This is a genomic window from Streptomyces sp. NPDC003635, assembly GCF_053587635.1.
In genome coordinates this window covers 1-15450 of sequence record NZ_JBSFOK010000004.1, presented here as the reverse complement: position 1 = coordinate 15450, position 15450 = coordinate 1, and the positions used below count along the sequence as shown (strand labels likewise).

The window sequence follows — 15450 nt, the reverse complement described above, 5'->3', positions numbered from 1 at the left end:
AGCCCCGGCCACCCCGCCGCTCAGGGCTACAGCTTCTCCACCGGCGCGTACCGCAGCAGCAGCCGCTTCGGCTTGGTGTCGCCGAAGTCGATCGTCGCCTCGGCGTTCGCGCCCGTGCCCTTGACCGCCATCACCGTGCCGAGCCCGAACTGGTCGTGCGTCACCCGGTCCCCGACCGCCAGCGCGACGACCGGCTTCTCGGACGTACGACGGGTGGCGAAGCCGGAGGCGCCGGACGCCGCCGAGCGGGAGCGGGACGAGGACAGCGAGGCCGCCACACCGGACGCGGGACCGGAGGACATCGGCGCGGTGGCGCCGGTGCGCTTCCAGTCCACGTGCTGCGCCGGGATCTCCTCCAGGAAGCGGGAGGGCGGGTTGTACGACGGCTGCCCCCACGCGCTGCGCATCGACGACCGCGTCAGGTAGAGCCGCTCCCGCGCGCGGGTGATGCCGACGTACGCCAGCCGCCGCTCCTCCTCCAGCTCCTTGGTCTGGCCGAGGGCACGCATGTGCGGGAAGACGCCGTCCTCCATGCCGGTCAGGAAGACGACCGGGAACTCCAGGCCCTTGGCGGTGTGCAGGGTCATCAGGGTGATGACCCCGGAGCCGTCCTGGTCCTCGTCGGGGATCTGGTCGGAGTCGGCGACGAGCGCCACCCGCTCCAGGAAGTCGGCCAGGCCGCCCGGGGTTTCCTCGGACTCCTGCTCGAACTCCAGGGCGACGGCGGCGAGTTCCTGGAGGTTCTCGATGCGGGTCTCGTCCTGCGGATCGGTGGAGGCCTGCAACTCGGCGAGGTAGCCGGTGCGTTCGAGGACGGCTTCGAGGACGGTCGCGGGTCCGGCGCCGGACTCCACGATCGTACGGAGCTCCTCCATCAGCGTGTTGAACCGCTTGACGGCGTTGGTGGAGCGGGCGGCCATGCCGTACGCCTCGTCCACGCGCTTGAGCGCCTGCGGGAAGCTGATCTTCTCGCGCTGGGAGAGGGCGTCGATCATCGCCTCGGCGCGCTCGCCGATGCCCCGCTTGGGGACGTTCAGGATGCGCCGCAGGGGGACCGAGTCCTCCGGGTTGGCCAGGACGCGGAGGTAGGCCAGGACGTCCCGGACCTCCTTGCGCTCGTAGAAGCGGACGCCGCCGACGACCTTGTAGGGCAGGCCGACGCGGATGAAGATCTCTTCGAAGACGCGGGACTGGGCGTTGGTGCGGTAGAAGACGGCGACGTCGCCGGCCTTCGCGTCCCCCGCGTCCGTGAGGCGGTCTATCTCGTCGGCGACGAACTGGGCCTCGTCGTGCTCGGTGTCGGCGACATAGCCGGTGATGCGCGCGCCCGCGCCCGCGTTGGTCCACAGGTTCTTGGGGCGGCGGGACTCGTTGCGCTCGATGACGGCGTTGGCCGCGGTCAGGATCGTCTGGGTGGAGCGGTAGTTCTGCTCCAGCAGGATCGTCGTCGCGTCCGGGTAGTCCTCCTCGAACTGGAGGATGTTGCGGATGGTCGCGCCGCGGAAGGCGTAGATCGACTGGTCGGCGTCGCCCACGACGCAGAGTTCGGCGGGCGGGATGTCGTCCGCGGTGGGCGGGACGTCGACGGGGTGCTCGCGGGTGCCGACCAGTTCGCGCACGAGGGCGTACTGGGCGTGGTTGGTGTCCTGGTACTCGTCCACCAGTACATGGCGGAAGCGGCGGCGGTAGTGCTCGGCCACGTCCGGGAAGGCGCGCAGGAGGTTGACCGTCGTCATGATCAGGTCGTCGAAGTCGAGGGCGTTGGCCTCCCGCAGCCGCGACTGGTACAGCGCGTACGCCTGGGCGAGGGTCTTCTCGAAGCCGTCGGTCGCCTGGGCGGCGAAGTCCTCCTCGTCGATCAGCTCGTTCTTCAGGTTGCTGATCTTGGCGCTGAAGGACTTGGGCGGGTACCGCTTGGGGTCGAGGTCCAGGTCCCGGCAGACGAGGGCCATCAGCCGCTTGGAGTCGGCGGCGTCGTAGATCGAGAAGGAGGACGTGAAGCCGAGCTTCTTGCTCTCCCGGCGCAGGATGCGCACGCACGCGCTGTGGAAGGTCATCACCCACATCGCGTTCGCCCGCGGGCCGACGAGCTGCTCGACGCGCTCCTTCATCTCGCCCGCGGCCTTGTTGGTGAAGGTGATCGCGAGGATCTGGCCGGGGTGCACGCTCCGCTCGGCGAGCAGATAGGCGATGCGGTGGGTGAGCACCCGGGTCTTGCCGGAGCCGGCGCCCGCCACGATGAGCAGGGGGGTGCCGGAGTGGACGACGGCCGCGCGCTGGTTCTCGTTGAGCCCCTCGATGAGCGCGGCCGCGTCGATCGCCGGACGCGGGGCGCCGTCGCGGTAGTAGGCGTCCCGGTCCGGCGGCACGTCGAACTTTCCGCCGAACAGATCGTCCGGAACGGGCTCCGGAGCGTGCTCGTCCTCGGGCGGCGGCGGTTCTTCCTCGTGGGCCCGAGGACCCTGGAGATCGGCCAGGAAGCTGTCATCAAAGAGGCTGCTCATCGCTCTCCGAGTCTAGGGCGCCCCACTGACAGCCCGCCGCCACCCTGAGGAGATCGGCTGGTTTCAGAAGCCGAGGATCTTCCAGACCTGGCCGCCCGGGGTCTTCTCGCCCTCCAGAACAGTGCCGTCACGGTCCGCGACCGACCAGGCCGAGACGTAGACCTTTCCGTCGTGGGGGTCGACGGCGACGCCCGCGGGGAACGGCACCTTCACGTGCGTACGCCTGCCGTTCGAGACCTTCGTCACTACGCCGCCGAAGAGCTGGCTGACGTAGAGGTCGCCGCCGCCGTTGACCGCGAGGCCGCTGATCGGGCCGAAGCCGGACTTCCAGCCGAGGATCTTGCCGCTCCAGGGGTCGACGCGCCACACGCGCGCTGTGGGCTTCTCGGTGAGGCCGTTCAGCTCGCCGACGTAGAGCTTGCCGTCGGGGCCGAGCGCCAGGGACGTGGGGACGGACTCACGGCCGTTGTGGTCCGGGAAGACCGTGAGGGGACGGGCCTTGCCGGACTTGGAGATCTCGACGAGGTCGTTGCCGGCCGCGTCCGCGACGATCTTCCGGCCGTCCGGGAGGGCCAGGACGGCGTACGGGTTGGACTCCAGGCTCGCCTTGTGCGGGTTGTACTTCAGCTCCACGGCCGACACGTCGGCGGCGATCTTCGCCTTCCCGTGGCCGATGCGCAGCAGCTTGCCGAGGGTGTTCCAGGGCGGGCTCGTGGGCACCCCGGCCTCCGGCGGCACGAAGGTCTCCACGCCCCACACCTCGCCGTACCGGGCGGAGACACCGTCGACGCCGGTGGCGAAGCCGCCGTCGGGGGCGGCGCCCGAGGGCAGCCCCTTCACCACCCTGTGGTGCTTCCACGCGCCCCCGTCCCAGTAGATCTTGGTGACGGCCGAGGTGAGCCCGACGCAGGTCTCCCCCTCCGGCCCCTCACCGATGCATTTCCCGCCGCCCCGGCCGGCCTCGGCGACGTACAGCCGCCCCTGGTCGTACGAGAGCTGGCGCGGGTTGTCGAGCCCGCTCGCGATCACCCGGACGACCGGCCGGCCGTCCCCTCCCCCGCTCGCGCCGGCGGGCGCGACGCCCGCCGTGGCGGCGAGCGCGACGCCCGTGGCGACGACGAGTGACGTGCGCTTCCTCATGCCCGTACCCCCTACTCACCCACCGCGGCTCACACGACCGCGGCTGGCTGGAAGCTAGCGTCCGGAAGCGGGCGGAAGACGTCACTCCGAAGAAAATACGTACATGTCGCTGCAGATCCGTCCGTATTGACCACGCCGCGCAAAGCCCTGACCCAAGGTCACGAAAATGTATCGGGCATATCACCCATCAACCTTCACAGGGGCCACACGAGTTGGCTACCGTGCCGGGCAGGCCGTACGACCCCCACCGGCGAACCCCGCCGGGCCGCGCGGCCTCCGCCGAGTCCGTTGCCCGCCCACGGCAACCGGAGCCGGGGACCCACCGACATTGGGGTGAATCGACCCAACTCCCTCACCGGGACGTGGTCGTAGGGCAACCCTTCCTAACCACCCGCCCGAACCCGACAGCTAACTCGGTAGGCGGAGTACGGAAGGAGTCGCCTCCCTTGGCGTCGCACCGCAAGTCGCGTCCCGCCGGTACGCGCGTAGCAGGCATACGCACCCCTGCTCTGGCCACCGCCGCTCTCACCTCCGTGGCCCTGCTGTCCCAGACGGCCAACGCCAGCCCGGCCACGGACGACAAGCCGAGTCTCGAAGAGGTCGAGAAGAAGGTCGATGACCTCTACCGCCAGGCGGAGACGGCGACCGAGAAGTACAACGCGGCCAAGGAGAAGACGACCAAGCAGCGCAAGCAGGTCGACACGCTCCTCGACGACGTCGCCAAGCGCACCCAGAAGCTCAACGACGCGCGGGAGGAACTCGGTTCCTTCGCCGCCGCGCAGTACCGGACCGGTGCCTCCGCCCCCGACACCGCGACTTTCCTGCTGGCCGACACCCCGCAGGACTACTTCGACCAGACCCAGCTGATGAACCGGATGACCGGCCGTCAGAAGGAAGCGGTCGACGACTACATCACGCAGCAGTCCGAGACGATGAAGAAGCGCCAGGAGGCCACCGAGAGCCTCCAGACGCTGAACGAGTCGCAGAGCGATCTGAAGACCGCCAAGTCCACGGTCCAGAAGAAGCTCTCCGACGCGCGGGAGCTGCTCTCCGAGCTCACGGCCGAGGAGAAGGCGCGGCTCGCGGAGATCGAGCGCAAGAAGCAGGAGGAGGCCGCGCGCAAGGCGGCCGAGCTGGCTGAGCAGCAGGCGGCGGAGGAGCAGCGCCGCGAGGAGGCCGCGGAGGCGGCCCAGCAGCAGGAGAGCGGCTCCACCGGCTCCGGCTCCGCCTCGACCGGCTCCACCTCGACCGGCACCAGCGAGACCGACGCCACGGCGGACTCCTCCTACGCCACGAAGGCCGAGAAGGCGCTCGCCTTCGCCCGCGCGCAGATCGGCAAGCCGTACGTCTGGGGCGCCACGGGCCCGGACTCCTACGACTGCTCGGGCCTCACCCAGGCCGCCTGGAAGGCCGCGGGCGTGGACATCCCGCGCGTCACCTACGACCAGGTCAACGCCGGCACCACGGTCTCCCTCGCCAACGCCCGGCCCGGCGACCTCGTCTTCTTCTACGACGACATCACCCACGTCGGCATCTACATCGGCAACGGCATGATGATCCACGCCCCGAAGCCCGGCACGTACGTGCGCGAGGAGTCGATCTACTACGACGGCGAGGGCTCGATCCACAGCGTGGTCCGCCCCGCCTGAGCCTGGGCGGCACGCGCGCGGGGGCGTCCCTTCCGATGCCCCCGCCCGGATCCCCGCTCCCGGGCGGCCTGCCCGGAGCCGATAGGCACGGCGCGGGGGCTTGCTTCTCGGTGCCTCCCGCTTGCGCGCGTCCGGCCCCGGAGGCCACGCCTCACGCGCGTGGGTGCTTTCGTCCCCCACGCGCGCGTGGCCCGCGGGGAACGCGCCCGGGGATCTTTAGCATCGGCCGCATGCCCGGCACCTCTGCCCTTCGCTCACTCCGCGCCTGGTGGGCGCTGCGTCCTCCGGCGGCCGGTGCCGCGGTGATGGCGACCGGCATCGTCTCGGTCGGACTGCATCTCACCGGGTACGAGGTCCTGTCCCGGATCGCCCTGGCCGTGGGCTGCGTCGCCTGGCTGGGCCTCGCCGCGGACTTCGTCGTACGACTGGTGGGGCAGCCGGAGCGCTGGCGGCAGGAGGCCGGCACGCCCGCCGCGCTCACCGCCGTCGCGGCGACGACCGTGCTCGGCACCCGCTTCTCCCTGCTGGGCTGGCAGCACCTGGCCGAGGCGCTGCTGGCCCTGGCCGCGCTGCTGTGGCCGGGCCTGCTCTACGTCGTACGGCGCTGGCGGCGCCCGATGCCCGGCGCGGTGTTCCTCGGCTGTGTGGCCACTCAGGGGCTCGCGGTGCTCGGCGCCGTCCTCGCCGCGGCGGAGTCCTCGGCCTGGCTCGCGCACGCGGCGCTCGTGCTGTTCTGGCTGGGCCTCGTCCTGTACGCCTGCGCCCTCGCCCTGTTCGATCCGCGGCAGGTGTTCGAGGGCGCCGGTGACCAGTGGGTCGCGGGCGGTGCGTTGGCCATCTCGGCGCTCGCCGGGTCCAAGCTGATCGCCGCCGACGGGCCGCGGCTGTACCTGTGGAACGAGGACGCCGACGACGTCCTGCACACGGTCACCGTCGCCCTGCTGGTGCTCGACCTGGCCTGGTACGCGGTACTCGTCGTCGCCGAGCTGGTCCGCCCGCGGACCCGCTACGACGTCCGCCGCTGGTCGACCGTGTTCCCCCTCGGCATGACGGCGGCGGCGACCCTGTCGGTGGCCGCCGCCGTCGATGTGCCCTGGCTCGAGACCCCCGGCGAGGTCCTGCTGTGGATCGCCGTCGCGGCCTGGCTGGCCGTCGCCGTGGGGGCGGCGCGGGAGGAGCGGACCTACGCCGCCGCCGCGGCCGAGGAGGCCGAGCTCACGTCCACAGCACGGCGATGAAGATGTTCGCCGTGGTGAGCAGGCCCACCAGGCCGAAGAGGTTCTTGTCCACCTTCTCGTCGTCCCGCTTCACGTAGACGAGACCGAGGATCACGATCAGCAGGGCCAGCTTCACGCCGATCTTGACGTTGTCGACCGTCTGGTCGTCCGCCTGGTTCAGCCCGACCAGGATCACGCCGGTGACCAGCATCGTCGCCGCGCCGTGCAGCATCGCCGGCACGAATCGCGCCGTGCCCTGGCCCATCGCCTTCATCTGGGTGAGGAAGCCGCCCAGGAGCGAGGCGATGCCGATGATGTGCAGGCCGACGAAGAGATGGATGAGTACGTCCATGAGGCCGGAGCCTAATCAGGGGCCCGTGGGGCGCCCGACACCGGCCCACCCCCACGGCGACCGATCTTGCATATATGCGCTCCATAGCACCCCGCCACTCCCACCCGCCCCCGAAACCACCACTTCGGTCATCGCACAGCGTGAAGGCGACCGCCCCGATCACGGATCACGGTCACCTACGGTCACCGCACGATCCCCTCTTGGCAGTTCCGCACAACGCGTTACCGAGCCGACACACCCAGGTTTAGCGTCCTCCCCCAGGTGACCGGCTCCCCACCGCCGCCCGGGCCAGGGGCGGCAGTCGGCCACCACCGCCGAGAAGGTCCGGCGGTGGCCTGCTCCCCCTGTGCGGGCCGCCGCCGGACGTGCAGCTCAGGGCGGTCGTAGCAGTCGTGCGAAAGGACGTGCAGTCCACGTGGCAGCGCACCGCAAGCCCCGACAGCGCTCGGCCGGCGGCAACACCGTCCGTGCGGCCGCGACGGTCGCCCTCGCGGGGGCGGCCACCGCGACGGGCTTCGACGGGACCGGGCACGCCGAGCCCGAACTGACTCCGGCGCAGGTCAAGGCGAAGGTGGACCGGCTGTACCAGGAGGCGGAGACCGCCACCGAGAAGTACAACGGCGCCAAGGAGAAGGCCGAGGCGGCCGAGGCGCGGCTGAAGTCGCTGCGGGACGAGGCCGCGCGCAAGACGGACAAGCTCAACTCCGCCCGCGACGCGCTCGGTTCGATGGCGGCGGCGCACTACCGCGAGGGTGGTCTCGACCCCGCCGTACAGCTCGCCCTCTCCGAGGACCCCGAGCGGTATCTGGACGGCGCCGAGTTCGTCGAGCGGGTCGGCACCCGGCAGCGGGCGTCCGTCGCGGACGTCCGCAAGCAGCTGCGGGAGATCGAGCAGTTGCGCGGCGCCGCGCACATCGAGCTGGCCTCGCTCACGTCCCGGCAGGCGGAGCTGAAGCGGCACAAGAAGACGATCACCGGGAAGCTGGACGCGGCCAACCGGCTGCTGTCGCGGCTGTCGGCCGAGGAGCGCGCGGAACTCGACGAGGGCACCGGCCGGGCTTCCCGCGGGGTGTCGCAGGAGCGCGCGGGGCTGACGGCCCCCGGCTCCGCCACCGCCCAGGCGCCCACCTCCCGCGCGGCGGACGCGGTCGCCTACGCCTACCAGAAGCTCGGCAGCCCCTATGTGTGGGGCGCCACCGGCCCGAACGCCTTCGACTGCTCCGGGCTGACCCAGGCCGCCTATCGTGCCGCCGGCGTCTCACTGCCCCGCACGACCTACTCCCAGATCGGCGCGGGACGCCGGGTCTCCCGCTCCGAACTCCTCCCGGGCGACCTGGTGTTCTTCTACTCCGGGATCAGCCATGTCGGCATCTACGTCGGCAACGGCCAGATGATCCACGCCCCGAACCCGTCCGCTCCCGTACGCCTGGCGCCGATCACCGAGATGCCCTTCGCGGGGGCGACCCGGGTGGTGTGAGGCGCCCGGCCGTCAGACCAGCCGCCGGGCCGTCGCCCACCGGGTCAGTTCGTGCCGGTTGGACAGCTGCAACTTCCGCAGGACCGCCGAGACATGGGACTCGACCGTCTTCACCGAGATGAAGAGCTGCTTGGCGATCTCCTTGTAGGCATAGCCTCGGGCGATCAGCCGCAGCACCTCCCGCTCGCGTTGGGTGAGGCGGTCCAGGTCCTCGTCGACCGGGGGCGCGTCGGTGGAGGCGAAGGCGTCCAGGACGAAGCCGGCCAGCCGGGGCGAGAAGACCGCGTCGCCCTCCTGCACCCGGAAGATCGAGTCGATCAGGTCGGTACCGGTGATCGTCTTGGTCACATAGCCCCGCGCGCCGCCCCGGATCACGCCGATCACATCCTCCGCGGCGTCCGACACGGACAGCGCGAGGAACCGCACCGGCTGCTCGGCGTCGGCCATCAACGGAGCGCAGCGGCGCAGCACTTCGACTCCGCCGCCGCCCGGCAGATGCACGTCGAGGAGGACGACCTCGGGGCGGGTCGCGGTGATGACCGTGACCGCCTGGTCGACGTCCGCGGCCTCCCCTACGACCTCGACGCCGGTCTGCTCGGTCCGGCCGATCTCGGCCTGGACTCCCGTGCGGAACATACGGTGGTCGTCGACGAGGACCACACGGACGCGGCGCTCGCCCGCACTGCCGATGGCCTCCGCCGTACCGTTCGCCTCGTCGCTCATGACGTCTTCTCCGCCCTCTCCATCTCCAGTTCGACCTCCGTGCCGCCGTCGGGCACCTGGCGCAGCCGTGCCGTGCCGCCGTTGCGCTCCATCCGGCCGATGATCGATTCTCTGACGCCCATGCGGTCGGCGGGTATCGAGTCGAGATCGAAGCCCGGGCCGCGGTCCCTGACGGACACGAAGACCGTCTTTCCCTCGACCTCTGCGTAGACCTGCACGGCGCCGCCCTCGCCACCGTACTTCGCGGCGTTCACCATCGCTTCGCGCGCCGCCTGCATCTGTGCGCCGATCCTCTCGTCGAGGGGGCAGTCGCCCACGACGACGACCTCGATGGGGACGCCGTGCTTGTCCTCCACCTCGGCGGCGTTGCGCCGGACCGCGTCGGCGAGCGTGGTGGGTTCGTCGGCCTCGTCCTTGCCGGTGCCCTCGGGCTTGTAGAGCCAGGTGCGCAGGTCGCGCTCCTGGGCGCGGGCGAGGCGGCGCACCTCGTTCGCGTTCTCCGCGTTGCGCTGGATCAGGGTCAGGGTGTGCAGCACCGAGTCGTGGACGTGGGCCGCGACCTCCGCGCGCTCCTGGGCACGGATACGCATCAGGCGCTCCTCGGAGAGGTCCTGGGTCATGCGCACGAGGTACGGCCCCGCGAGGAGCGTTATCCCGACGAGGACCGCGAGGGCCGCCTGGAGCACGGAGCCGAGGTGGGCGGCGGATCCCTGGAGCACGAAGACGCCGGAGACACCGGCGGTGACCAGCAGCACTCCGCCGGCCGCGCGCAGCAGGGTCAGGGTGCGCCGGCGGCGGCCGACCTCCATCCAGCGGGCCCGGCGGGCGTTGTCCGCCTGCCGCCAGACCAGGGCGACGCCCGCGGCGACGAGCACGGCGGGCAGGAGGTAGGCCTGGGCGCCGCTGCCGAGATTCACACTGCTGACGAAGATCATGGCCACCACGACCATGAGGAGCAGGGCGACGATCTGGCCCTTGTCCGGCTTGCGCGCGACCAGTCTGCGCCGACCGTCCGCCGAGGTCTCCGCGGTGACCAGGGAGGGCGGCTTCTGCCCGGCGACACCGCCGACGCCGAGGGGCACGAAGAACCAGAAGGCCGCGTACAGCAGCGCGCCGAGGCCGTCCGCCATGAACAGTCCGACGAAGACGAGCCGCACCCAGATCACGGGCAGCCCGAGATGCCCGGCGAGCCCCCGCGCCACGCCTCCGAGCCAGCGTCCGTCGCTGCTGCGGTAGAGCTTGCGCGGCGGCCGCGGCTCGACGAGGGGCGCGCTTGCGGCTTCCGACATGCCATCGATGGTCACACGCCCGACCGGGCGGAGCATCAGGGTTGACCCCCGAGACTCCCCCGATCTTCGCGCCGCGTGCCGGGTCGAACGCGTCCCGGGCGCCGGCTCAGGGGCGATATCAGGGTCCGGCCAGGGTCGTTCCCACTGCCGCCGGGGCGCCGCGCCCGTCACCATGGACGCATGACTGATCACGAGCACGCCGCGACGGGTCCGGGACCCGGCTCCGGCCCGCGCCCCGCAGCGGGCGCCGGGCCGCAGGATGCCGCGCCCGCCGCGGACCCGGCTCCCGGCGCGGGCGGAGGCTCGCACACGCACGGGCGGGCGCCCGGGCAGGAAGAGGGAGGGGGCGCGGAGCCGCCCGCCCGGTTCCGGCGGGACCGGCGGCACAAGATGCTCGCGGGGGTGTGCGCGGGGCTCGGCCGGCAGTGCGACATGGACCCGGTGATCTTCCGGATCACCCTCGCCGTGCTCTCCGCGACCGGCGGCCTCGGCCTGATCTTCTACGGCTTCGCCTGGCTCCTCATCCCGTACGAGGACGACGAGCAGAACGAGGTGCGCCGGCTCCTGACCGGCCGGGTCGACGGCCAGGCGCTGACGGCGGTGCTGTTCGCGCTGGTCGGCTGTGGAGTCTTCCTGACGATGATGACCAACGGCGGGGTGCTCAGCTTCGCCGTCATACTCTCGCTGCTGCTCGCGGGCGCCGGGTACTGGTCGCGGCAGCGCGGTGGCGCGGACCCCGATCCGCTGGCCGCGCAGGCCGTCGCCGACGCTCCGCCGGAGGCCCAGGCGCCGCCGGTGCCCGCCGCCTACCCCTCCTGGTGGCGCGACCCCATCGTCAAGGACGGCACGCACGACGGCGGCACCGGCTATCTGTGGGGGCCCCGGGACTCCCGCGACCGCGACATCGCGGCGGCGGTGAACATCAGCCTCGGCCCGGACTACGTGCACCTCCGGGAGGATCTGCGCGCCCGGCCCACCGAGCCGGCCAAGCGGCGGGGGCAGCGCTGGATCGGCGGCTGGATCTTCCTGCTGGCGCTGGTCGCGGGCGGTATCGGCACCCGGGTGACGTGGGACGACCGTCCCCTCGGCACCAGCCTCCAGACCGGCCTGTCCTGCGCGCTGGTCGTCTTCGGTCTCGGCATCGCCGTCAGCGCGTTCCGGGGCCGCACGGGAGCCGGGTCGATCTTCCTGGCGGTCGTCACCGCGGGCCTGCTGGCCGCCTCGGCCGCCCTGCCGAAGGACATCGGCACCGAGTGGATACGCACGACGTGGAAGCCGGCCACGGCGGCGGCCGTCGAGCCGCGCTACGACCTCGGCACGGGCGTCGGCACGCTCGATCTGCGCGGGCTGGAGGTCGCCAAGGGCAAGACGGTGACCACCGGCGCCGAAGTGGGCGTGGGTCAGCTGAAGGTGATCGTGCCGCCGGAGGTGACGGTGAAGGTGAGCATCGACGTGGGCGTGGGCGACATCCAGCTCCCGGGCGACGGCAAGGAGGACGTGGACGTGGCGCCGGACAAGCACAAGGACGTGACGCTGAAGCCGGACAAGGGGTCCGAGCCCGCGGGCACCATCGAACTCGACCTCAATGTGGGCGTGGGACAGGCGGAGGTGAGCCGTGCGGTGTCATGAGTTCCAGCCCGGGCGGCTGGTCGCGGGCGCCTTCCTGGCGCTGGCGGGCCTCATCTACTTCGGTGACGCGGGCGACGCCTGGGAGACCCCGTGGTTCGTGGTGATCCCGTTGGTGATGGGAGGCCTGGTTCTGGCGGGCGCGATCGCGCTCCTGGCCCGGGGCATACGCAGGAACCGCCGGGCGGGCCGTTCGGCGGGCGGTGCGGGGGCGCCGCGTCCGGAGCGGGAGGCTCGGCTCTGACCCGGGGCGGGGCCCGGGCGACCGGGCCCGCCGCCTACACGTAACCGGCGCGCTGCCGTTTGCGAGCCCGGATCATCGCGTCCAGGGACAGGTAGGGAGCGCCCGCGAGGATGAGGGGCAGCCAGGCCATCAGGTACGGGAGGTCGTTGCCGAAGTAGTAGGGATCGGCGGCCCAGCTCATCGTCAGCCACAGGCTGAGCGAGAGGAGGGCACCGCCGAGAGCCGCGATACGCGCGAAGAGGCCGAGGAGGGTGCCGATGCCGACGGCCAGCTCGCCGAGGGCGATGGCCCAGCCGAAGGCGACGGGGTTCTCCAGACCGAGGTCGACCAGGGAGGGGATGGCGGAGGAGTCACGGACGGCGCGCATCTGGTCGCCGATGGAGCCGGAGCCGGAGTCCTTCAGGAACTCTCCGCCGAGGATCTTGTCGAGGGAGGCGTAGACGAAGGTGACGCCCAGGAAGATGCGGAGCGGGAGGAGGGCGTACTGGGAGGCCAGGTCACGCCAGTCACGACGGCCGTCCAGATAGGGGGAGTGCGTGTCGGTACGGAAGCCGTGAGTCATCGGTGCCGCCTCTCGCCCGTCGGGACGTGCCCCTCAAGGGACGATACGTACACCGCGTGGGGCCCGCTCAATCCTGACCAGACCATTTTCTCCGGGTTGACGGTTTTTCGCCCCTGTCCAAACGGGACGCGCTCACTCCGTCACATCGATCGCGTAGCGCCCCGTCTCGACCCCCGCGGCCGTCACGACCTGCACCTCGACCCGTCCCGGTTCCACGTCCGCCGGGACCGGGACCGTCAGGACCGTGTCGGTGGGGTTGCTGAAGCCTCCCCTGACCGGGATCAGCGGGACGTGGACGTTGACGGGGCCGATGCGGACGACCATGCGGGAGAGACGTTCGGCGGTGCCGGCGCCGGGCGGTACGAAGCCGGCGCCGCGGATCTCGATGTCGTCGCCCGTGCGGATGGGACCGTCCAGATCGCCGGCCTCGCGGGAGCGGACCACGGAGAGGATGACCGGTCGGCCGCCCTCGGCGTACTTTCCGGCGAGGTAGGTCGCCGCGGAGATCAGGACCACGACGGCGAGGCCCCAGGGGAGGTCGGGGAGCTGGTCGGGGCGGCGGGCGAGGCGTACGGCGGCGAAGAGCAGGGCCACCGCGCTGATCACCACGTACTGGATATCGGCGAACGTGCCCCGGCCCGCGTCGTCCGTCAGGAGATCGGCGGCGCGGGGGCGGTCCGCCCGCGCCTTCTGCAGGCGCTGGCCGAGCACACGCAGCCCCACCACCCGGCGGACCAGCATCGCGACCGCGCACACCACCGCCAGGACCGTCACGACCCCGGCGCCGCGGGCCAGTTCGAAGCCCGAGATCAGCGCGTCGCGTTCGGCGGGGTCGGAAGCGGCGGCGAGGCGGCCCACCAGGACGAGCACCGCGTACGCCAGGAACAGCACCCAGGCCGCCGCGACCGCGCGGGAGGTGGACAGCCGGTTGTCCTCACCGATGACGGGGGCCAGCACTCCGCCCCGGGCACGGTGGAACCAGGAGGCCGCGGTCAGCGCGCCCGCCGTGACCGCCCCGGCCAGCAGTCCGGCCGTACGGGCGCTCGTCCAGCCCGCGCCGATCGCGGTGAGCGCCTGCGCCAGAAGCAGCACGACCACCAGGGCCCACACCGTGTACGCGGTGTGCCGCCACAGGCGGGACAGCCAGGCCTCGCCCTCGGCACGGCCGCGTTCGGCGACCAGTTCGGCGGATTGCGTGAGCTCCTCCGAGACCCACTGCCGGGACGCCGAGGCCGAGTGCGCGACGGCCGCGGGAAGGCCCTGTCCGGCCGCGAACTCGTCCCGCATCAGCAGGAATTCGGCGACCGCGCGCCGGTGCCCCGCACGCGCTCCGTGCGGACAGTCCCCGCAGGCGCAGCCACCCGCGTGCGCGCCCGTACCCGGGTCCGTGCCCTGTCTCGCCTCCTGCACCGCCACGTCCGATGCCGCCTTCCCCGCGCTCCGTGCCGCAACAACTCCAGTGCGACGCCAGCGAATTGTGCCCTACGCCACCCCGGCCGCGCCCGCCAGGTCCGGTCCGTGGGAGGGCCGGGGACGGGATCGAGGGGAGCCTCGGACCAACCGCCCAGCTCACACGAGCGCGAGCATGACCGAGCGAACATCCGCTCGCCCGGCAGGTCCCGCGCGCCGAGGCCGAAGCGGGTGTGACACAGCGGCCGCCGTGTTGACCCGGCTGGGAGAATTCCCCTATGGCCGAGATCATCCAGCGCGACGGGACCTGGGCCTTCGACGGCACCACGGTCAGGATCACGCCGGGTCTGCACCGCTCGGTGCCGCTGTTCCGGCAGACGTACGGGGAGATCGCCGTGCCGCTGGAGGCCGTCGCCGGGGTCGTCTTCGAGCCCGAACGCAAGCGCGGGCGGCTGCGGCTGCGGTTGCGCGAGGGCGCCGACCCGCTGCTTCAGGCCACCGGCGGACGGTTGCCGGAGGCCGCGGATCCGTACCGGCTCGCGGTGGACGTGGACCGCGCCGGGGTGGCCGAGTACGTGGCCGAGGAGATCCGCCATGCCCTGCTGCTGGACCAGATCCCGAACGAGCCCACCAAGGCCTATCTGCTCCCCGGTCCCCCGGTCCCGGTCTCGGTGCGCTCCTCCGACGGCGTGGTCTCCTTCGACGGGATCCAGGTGCGCGTCGACTGGAACGACACCTCGGACCGGGTCAAACGGGCCACCGGGCCCCGGATCCTCAACATCGCCGACGTCGTCGACGTCGAGTGGCTGCCCAACTCCGGCTACGAGGACGGCTTCCTGCGGTTCGTGACCCGGGAGACGGCGTTCTCCAAACTCCCGCCCGAGAAGGATCCCTACGCCCTCGACCTGTGGGGCAGCGCCCGGCGCGACCTGCTCACCGCGCTGGTCGCCACCGCGGTGACCGCCCGCCTGCCGCACCCCTCCACCCGCGCCGGGGCGGCGTACGCCGAGCGCGCCCGGCCGCTCACCGCCGCCGTGCCGCCCCAGGCCGACCATCACGACGTACTCCTGCGCAGGCTGCGGGAGTTGGGCGAGCTGCACCGCGACGGGGTGCTCACGGACGAGGAGTTCGCCATGACCAAGGCGGCGGTGCTCAGGGGCTTCTAGTGCCGCGTCAGGCAACGTTTGCCCGTCAAGGAGCGGCGTCCGGTGCGTGCTCTCGGCGTGCCGGGTGCAAGCCCTCGTACTGGATGTACTT

13 protein-coding genes and 1 riboswitch are annotated in these 15450 nt (G+C 71.8%); of the genes, 6 read left to right on the top strand and 7 right to left on the bottom strand.

The genetic code is table 11. From position 1 onward, the window contains the following. Nucleotides 1-26: 26 nt before the first annotated feature. Both pcrA and ACWDRW_RS05350 read right to left on the bottom strand, forming a co-directional pair. On the bottom strand, nucleotides 27-2504 hold the full coding sequence (gene pcrA / locus ACWDRW_RS05355; RefSeq protein WP_451720423.1) for a DNA helicase PcrA: 2478 nt from the start codon (nucleotides 2502-2504) through the stop codon (nucleotides 27-29). A gap of 63 nt (nucleotides 2505-2567) precedes the next feature. After that, complete coding sequence (locus ACWDRW_RS05350; RefSeq protein WP_451720420.1) at nucleotides 2568-3644, bottom strand: ScyD/ScyE family protein; 1077 nt, start codon at nucleotides 3642-3644, stop codon at nucleotides 2568-2570. A gap of 267 nt (nucleotides 3645-3911) precedes the next feature. Further along, nucleotides 3912-4082: riboswitch (cyclic di-AMP (ydaO/yuaA leader) on the top strand. 8 nt (nucleotides 4083-4090) lie between these two features. Here ACWDRW_RS05350 and ACWDRW_RS05345 point away from each other — a divergent pair. Both ACWDRW_RS05345 and ACWDRW_RS05340 read left to right on the top strand, forming a co-directional pair. Continuing rightward, a complete protein-coding gene (locus ACWDRW_RS05345; protein ID WP_451720417.1) occupies nucleotides 4091-5293 on the top strand; it encodes an NlpC/P60 family protein in 1203 nt (400 codons plus the stop codon). A 230-nt stretch (nucleotides 5294-5523) separates the two neighbouring features. After that, nucleotides 5524-6531: a tellurite resistance/C4-dicarboxylate transporter family protein gene (locus ACWDRW_RS05340; RefSeq protein WP_451720414.1), complete on the top strand. Its 1008-nt coding sequence runs from the start codon at nucleotides 5524-5526 to the stop codon at nucleotides 6529-6531. On the opposite strand, the gene ACWDRW_RS05335 is transcribed toward ACWDRW_RS05340, so the two are convergent. Continuing rightward, nucleotides 6509-6862 (bottom strand): hypothetical protein, encoded by a 354-nt coding sequence (locus tag ACWDRW_RS05335; protein ID WP_451720412.1) that lies wholly within the window; start codon nucleotides 6860-6862, stop codon nucleotides 6509-6511. The genes ACWDRW_RS05340 and ACWDRW_RS05335 overlap by 23 nt on opposite strands. A 415-nt stretch (nucleotides 6863-7277) precedes the next feature. Here ACWDRW_RS05335 and ACWDRW_RS05330 point away from each other — a divergent pair, with 415 nt between their 5' ends. Beyond that, nucleotides 7278-8339, top strand: a complete 1062-nt coding sequence (locus tag ACWDRW_RS05330) for an NlpC/P60 family protein (protein WP_451720409.1) — start codon at nucleotides 7278-7280, stop codon at nucleotides 8337-8339. A gap of 12 nt (nucleotides 8340-8351) precedes the next feature. On the opposite strand, the gene ACWDRW_RS05325 is transcribed toward ACWDRW_RS05330, so the two are convergent. Then, nucleotides 8352-9062 carry a LuxR C-terminal-related transcriptional regulator gene (locus ACWDRW_RS05325; RefSeq protein WP_451720406.1) on the bottom strand — a complete coding sequence of 237 codons (711 nt, stop codon included), beginning with the start codon at nucleotides 9060-9062 and terminating at the stop codon, nucleotides 8352-8354. Then, nucleotides 9059-10351, bottom strand: coding sequence for an ATP-binding protein (locus ACWDRW_RS05320; protein ID WP_451720403.1), 1293 nt, complete (start codon nucleotides 10349-10351; stop codon nucleotides 9059-9061). Before ACWDRW_RS05320 ends, ACWDRW_RS05325 begins: the two co-directional genes overlap by 4 nt. 180 nt (nucleotides 10352-10531) lie before the next feature. Between ACWDRW_RS05320 and ACWDRW_RS05315 the strand changes: the two genes are divergently transcribed. Both ACWDRW_RS05315 and ACWDRW_RS05310 read left to right on the top strand, forming a co-directional pair. Then, nucleotides 10532-11980, top strand: coding sequence for a PspC domain-containing protein (locus ACWDRW_RS05315; RefSeq protein WP_451720400.1), 1449 nt, complete (start codon nucleotides 10532-10534; stop codon nucleotides 11978-11980). Further along, complete coding sequence (locus ACWDRW_RS05310) at nucleotides 11967-12221, top strand: hypothetical protein (protein WP_451720397.1); 255 nt, start codon at nucleotides 11967-11969, stop codon at nucleotides 12219-12221. Before ACWDRW_RS05315 ends, ACWDRW_RS05310 begins: the two co-directional genes overlap by 14 nt. A gap of 34 nt (nucleotides 12222-12255) precedes the next feature. On the opposite strand, the gene ACWDRW_RS05305 is transcribed toward ACWDRW_RS05310, so the two are convergent. After that, nucleotides 12256-12783: a DoxX family protein gene (locus ACWDRW_RS05305; protein ID WP_451720394.1), complete on the bottom strand. Its 528-nt coding sequence runs from the start codon at nucleotides 12781-12783 to the stop codon at nucleotides 12256-12258. Nucleotides 12784-12915: 132 nt separating this feature from the next. Then, nucleotides 12916-14199 (bottom strand): hypothetical protein, encoded by a 1284-nt coding sequence (locus ACWDRW_RS05300; protein WP_451720391.1) that lies wholly within the window; start codon nucleotides 14197-14199, stop codon nucleotides 12916-12918. A 272-nt stretch (nucleotides 14200-14471) separates the two neighbouring features. On the opposite strand from ACWDRW_RS05300, the gene ACWDRW_RS05295 reads away from it, so the two are divergent. Beyond that, the gene (locus ACWDRW_RS05295) at nucleotides 14472-15359 is read left to right on the top strand and encodes a DUF4429 domain-containing protein (protein ID WP_451720388.1); all 888 of its coding nucleotides are present in this window, start codon (nucleotides 14472-14474) and stop codon (nucleotides 15357-15359) included. Nucleotides 15360-15450: the final 91 nt, after the last annotated feature.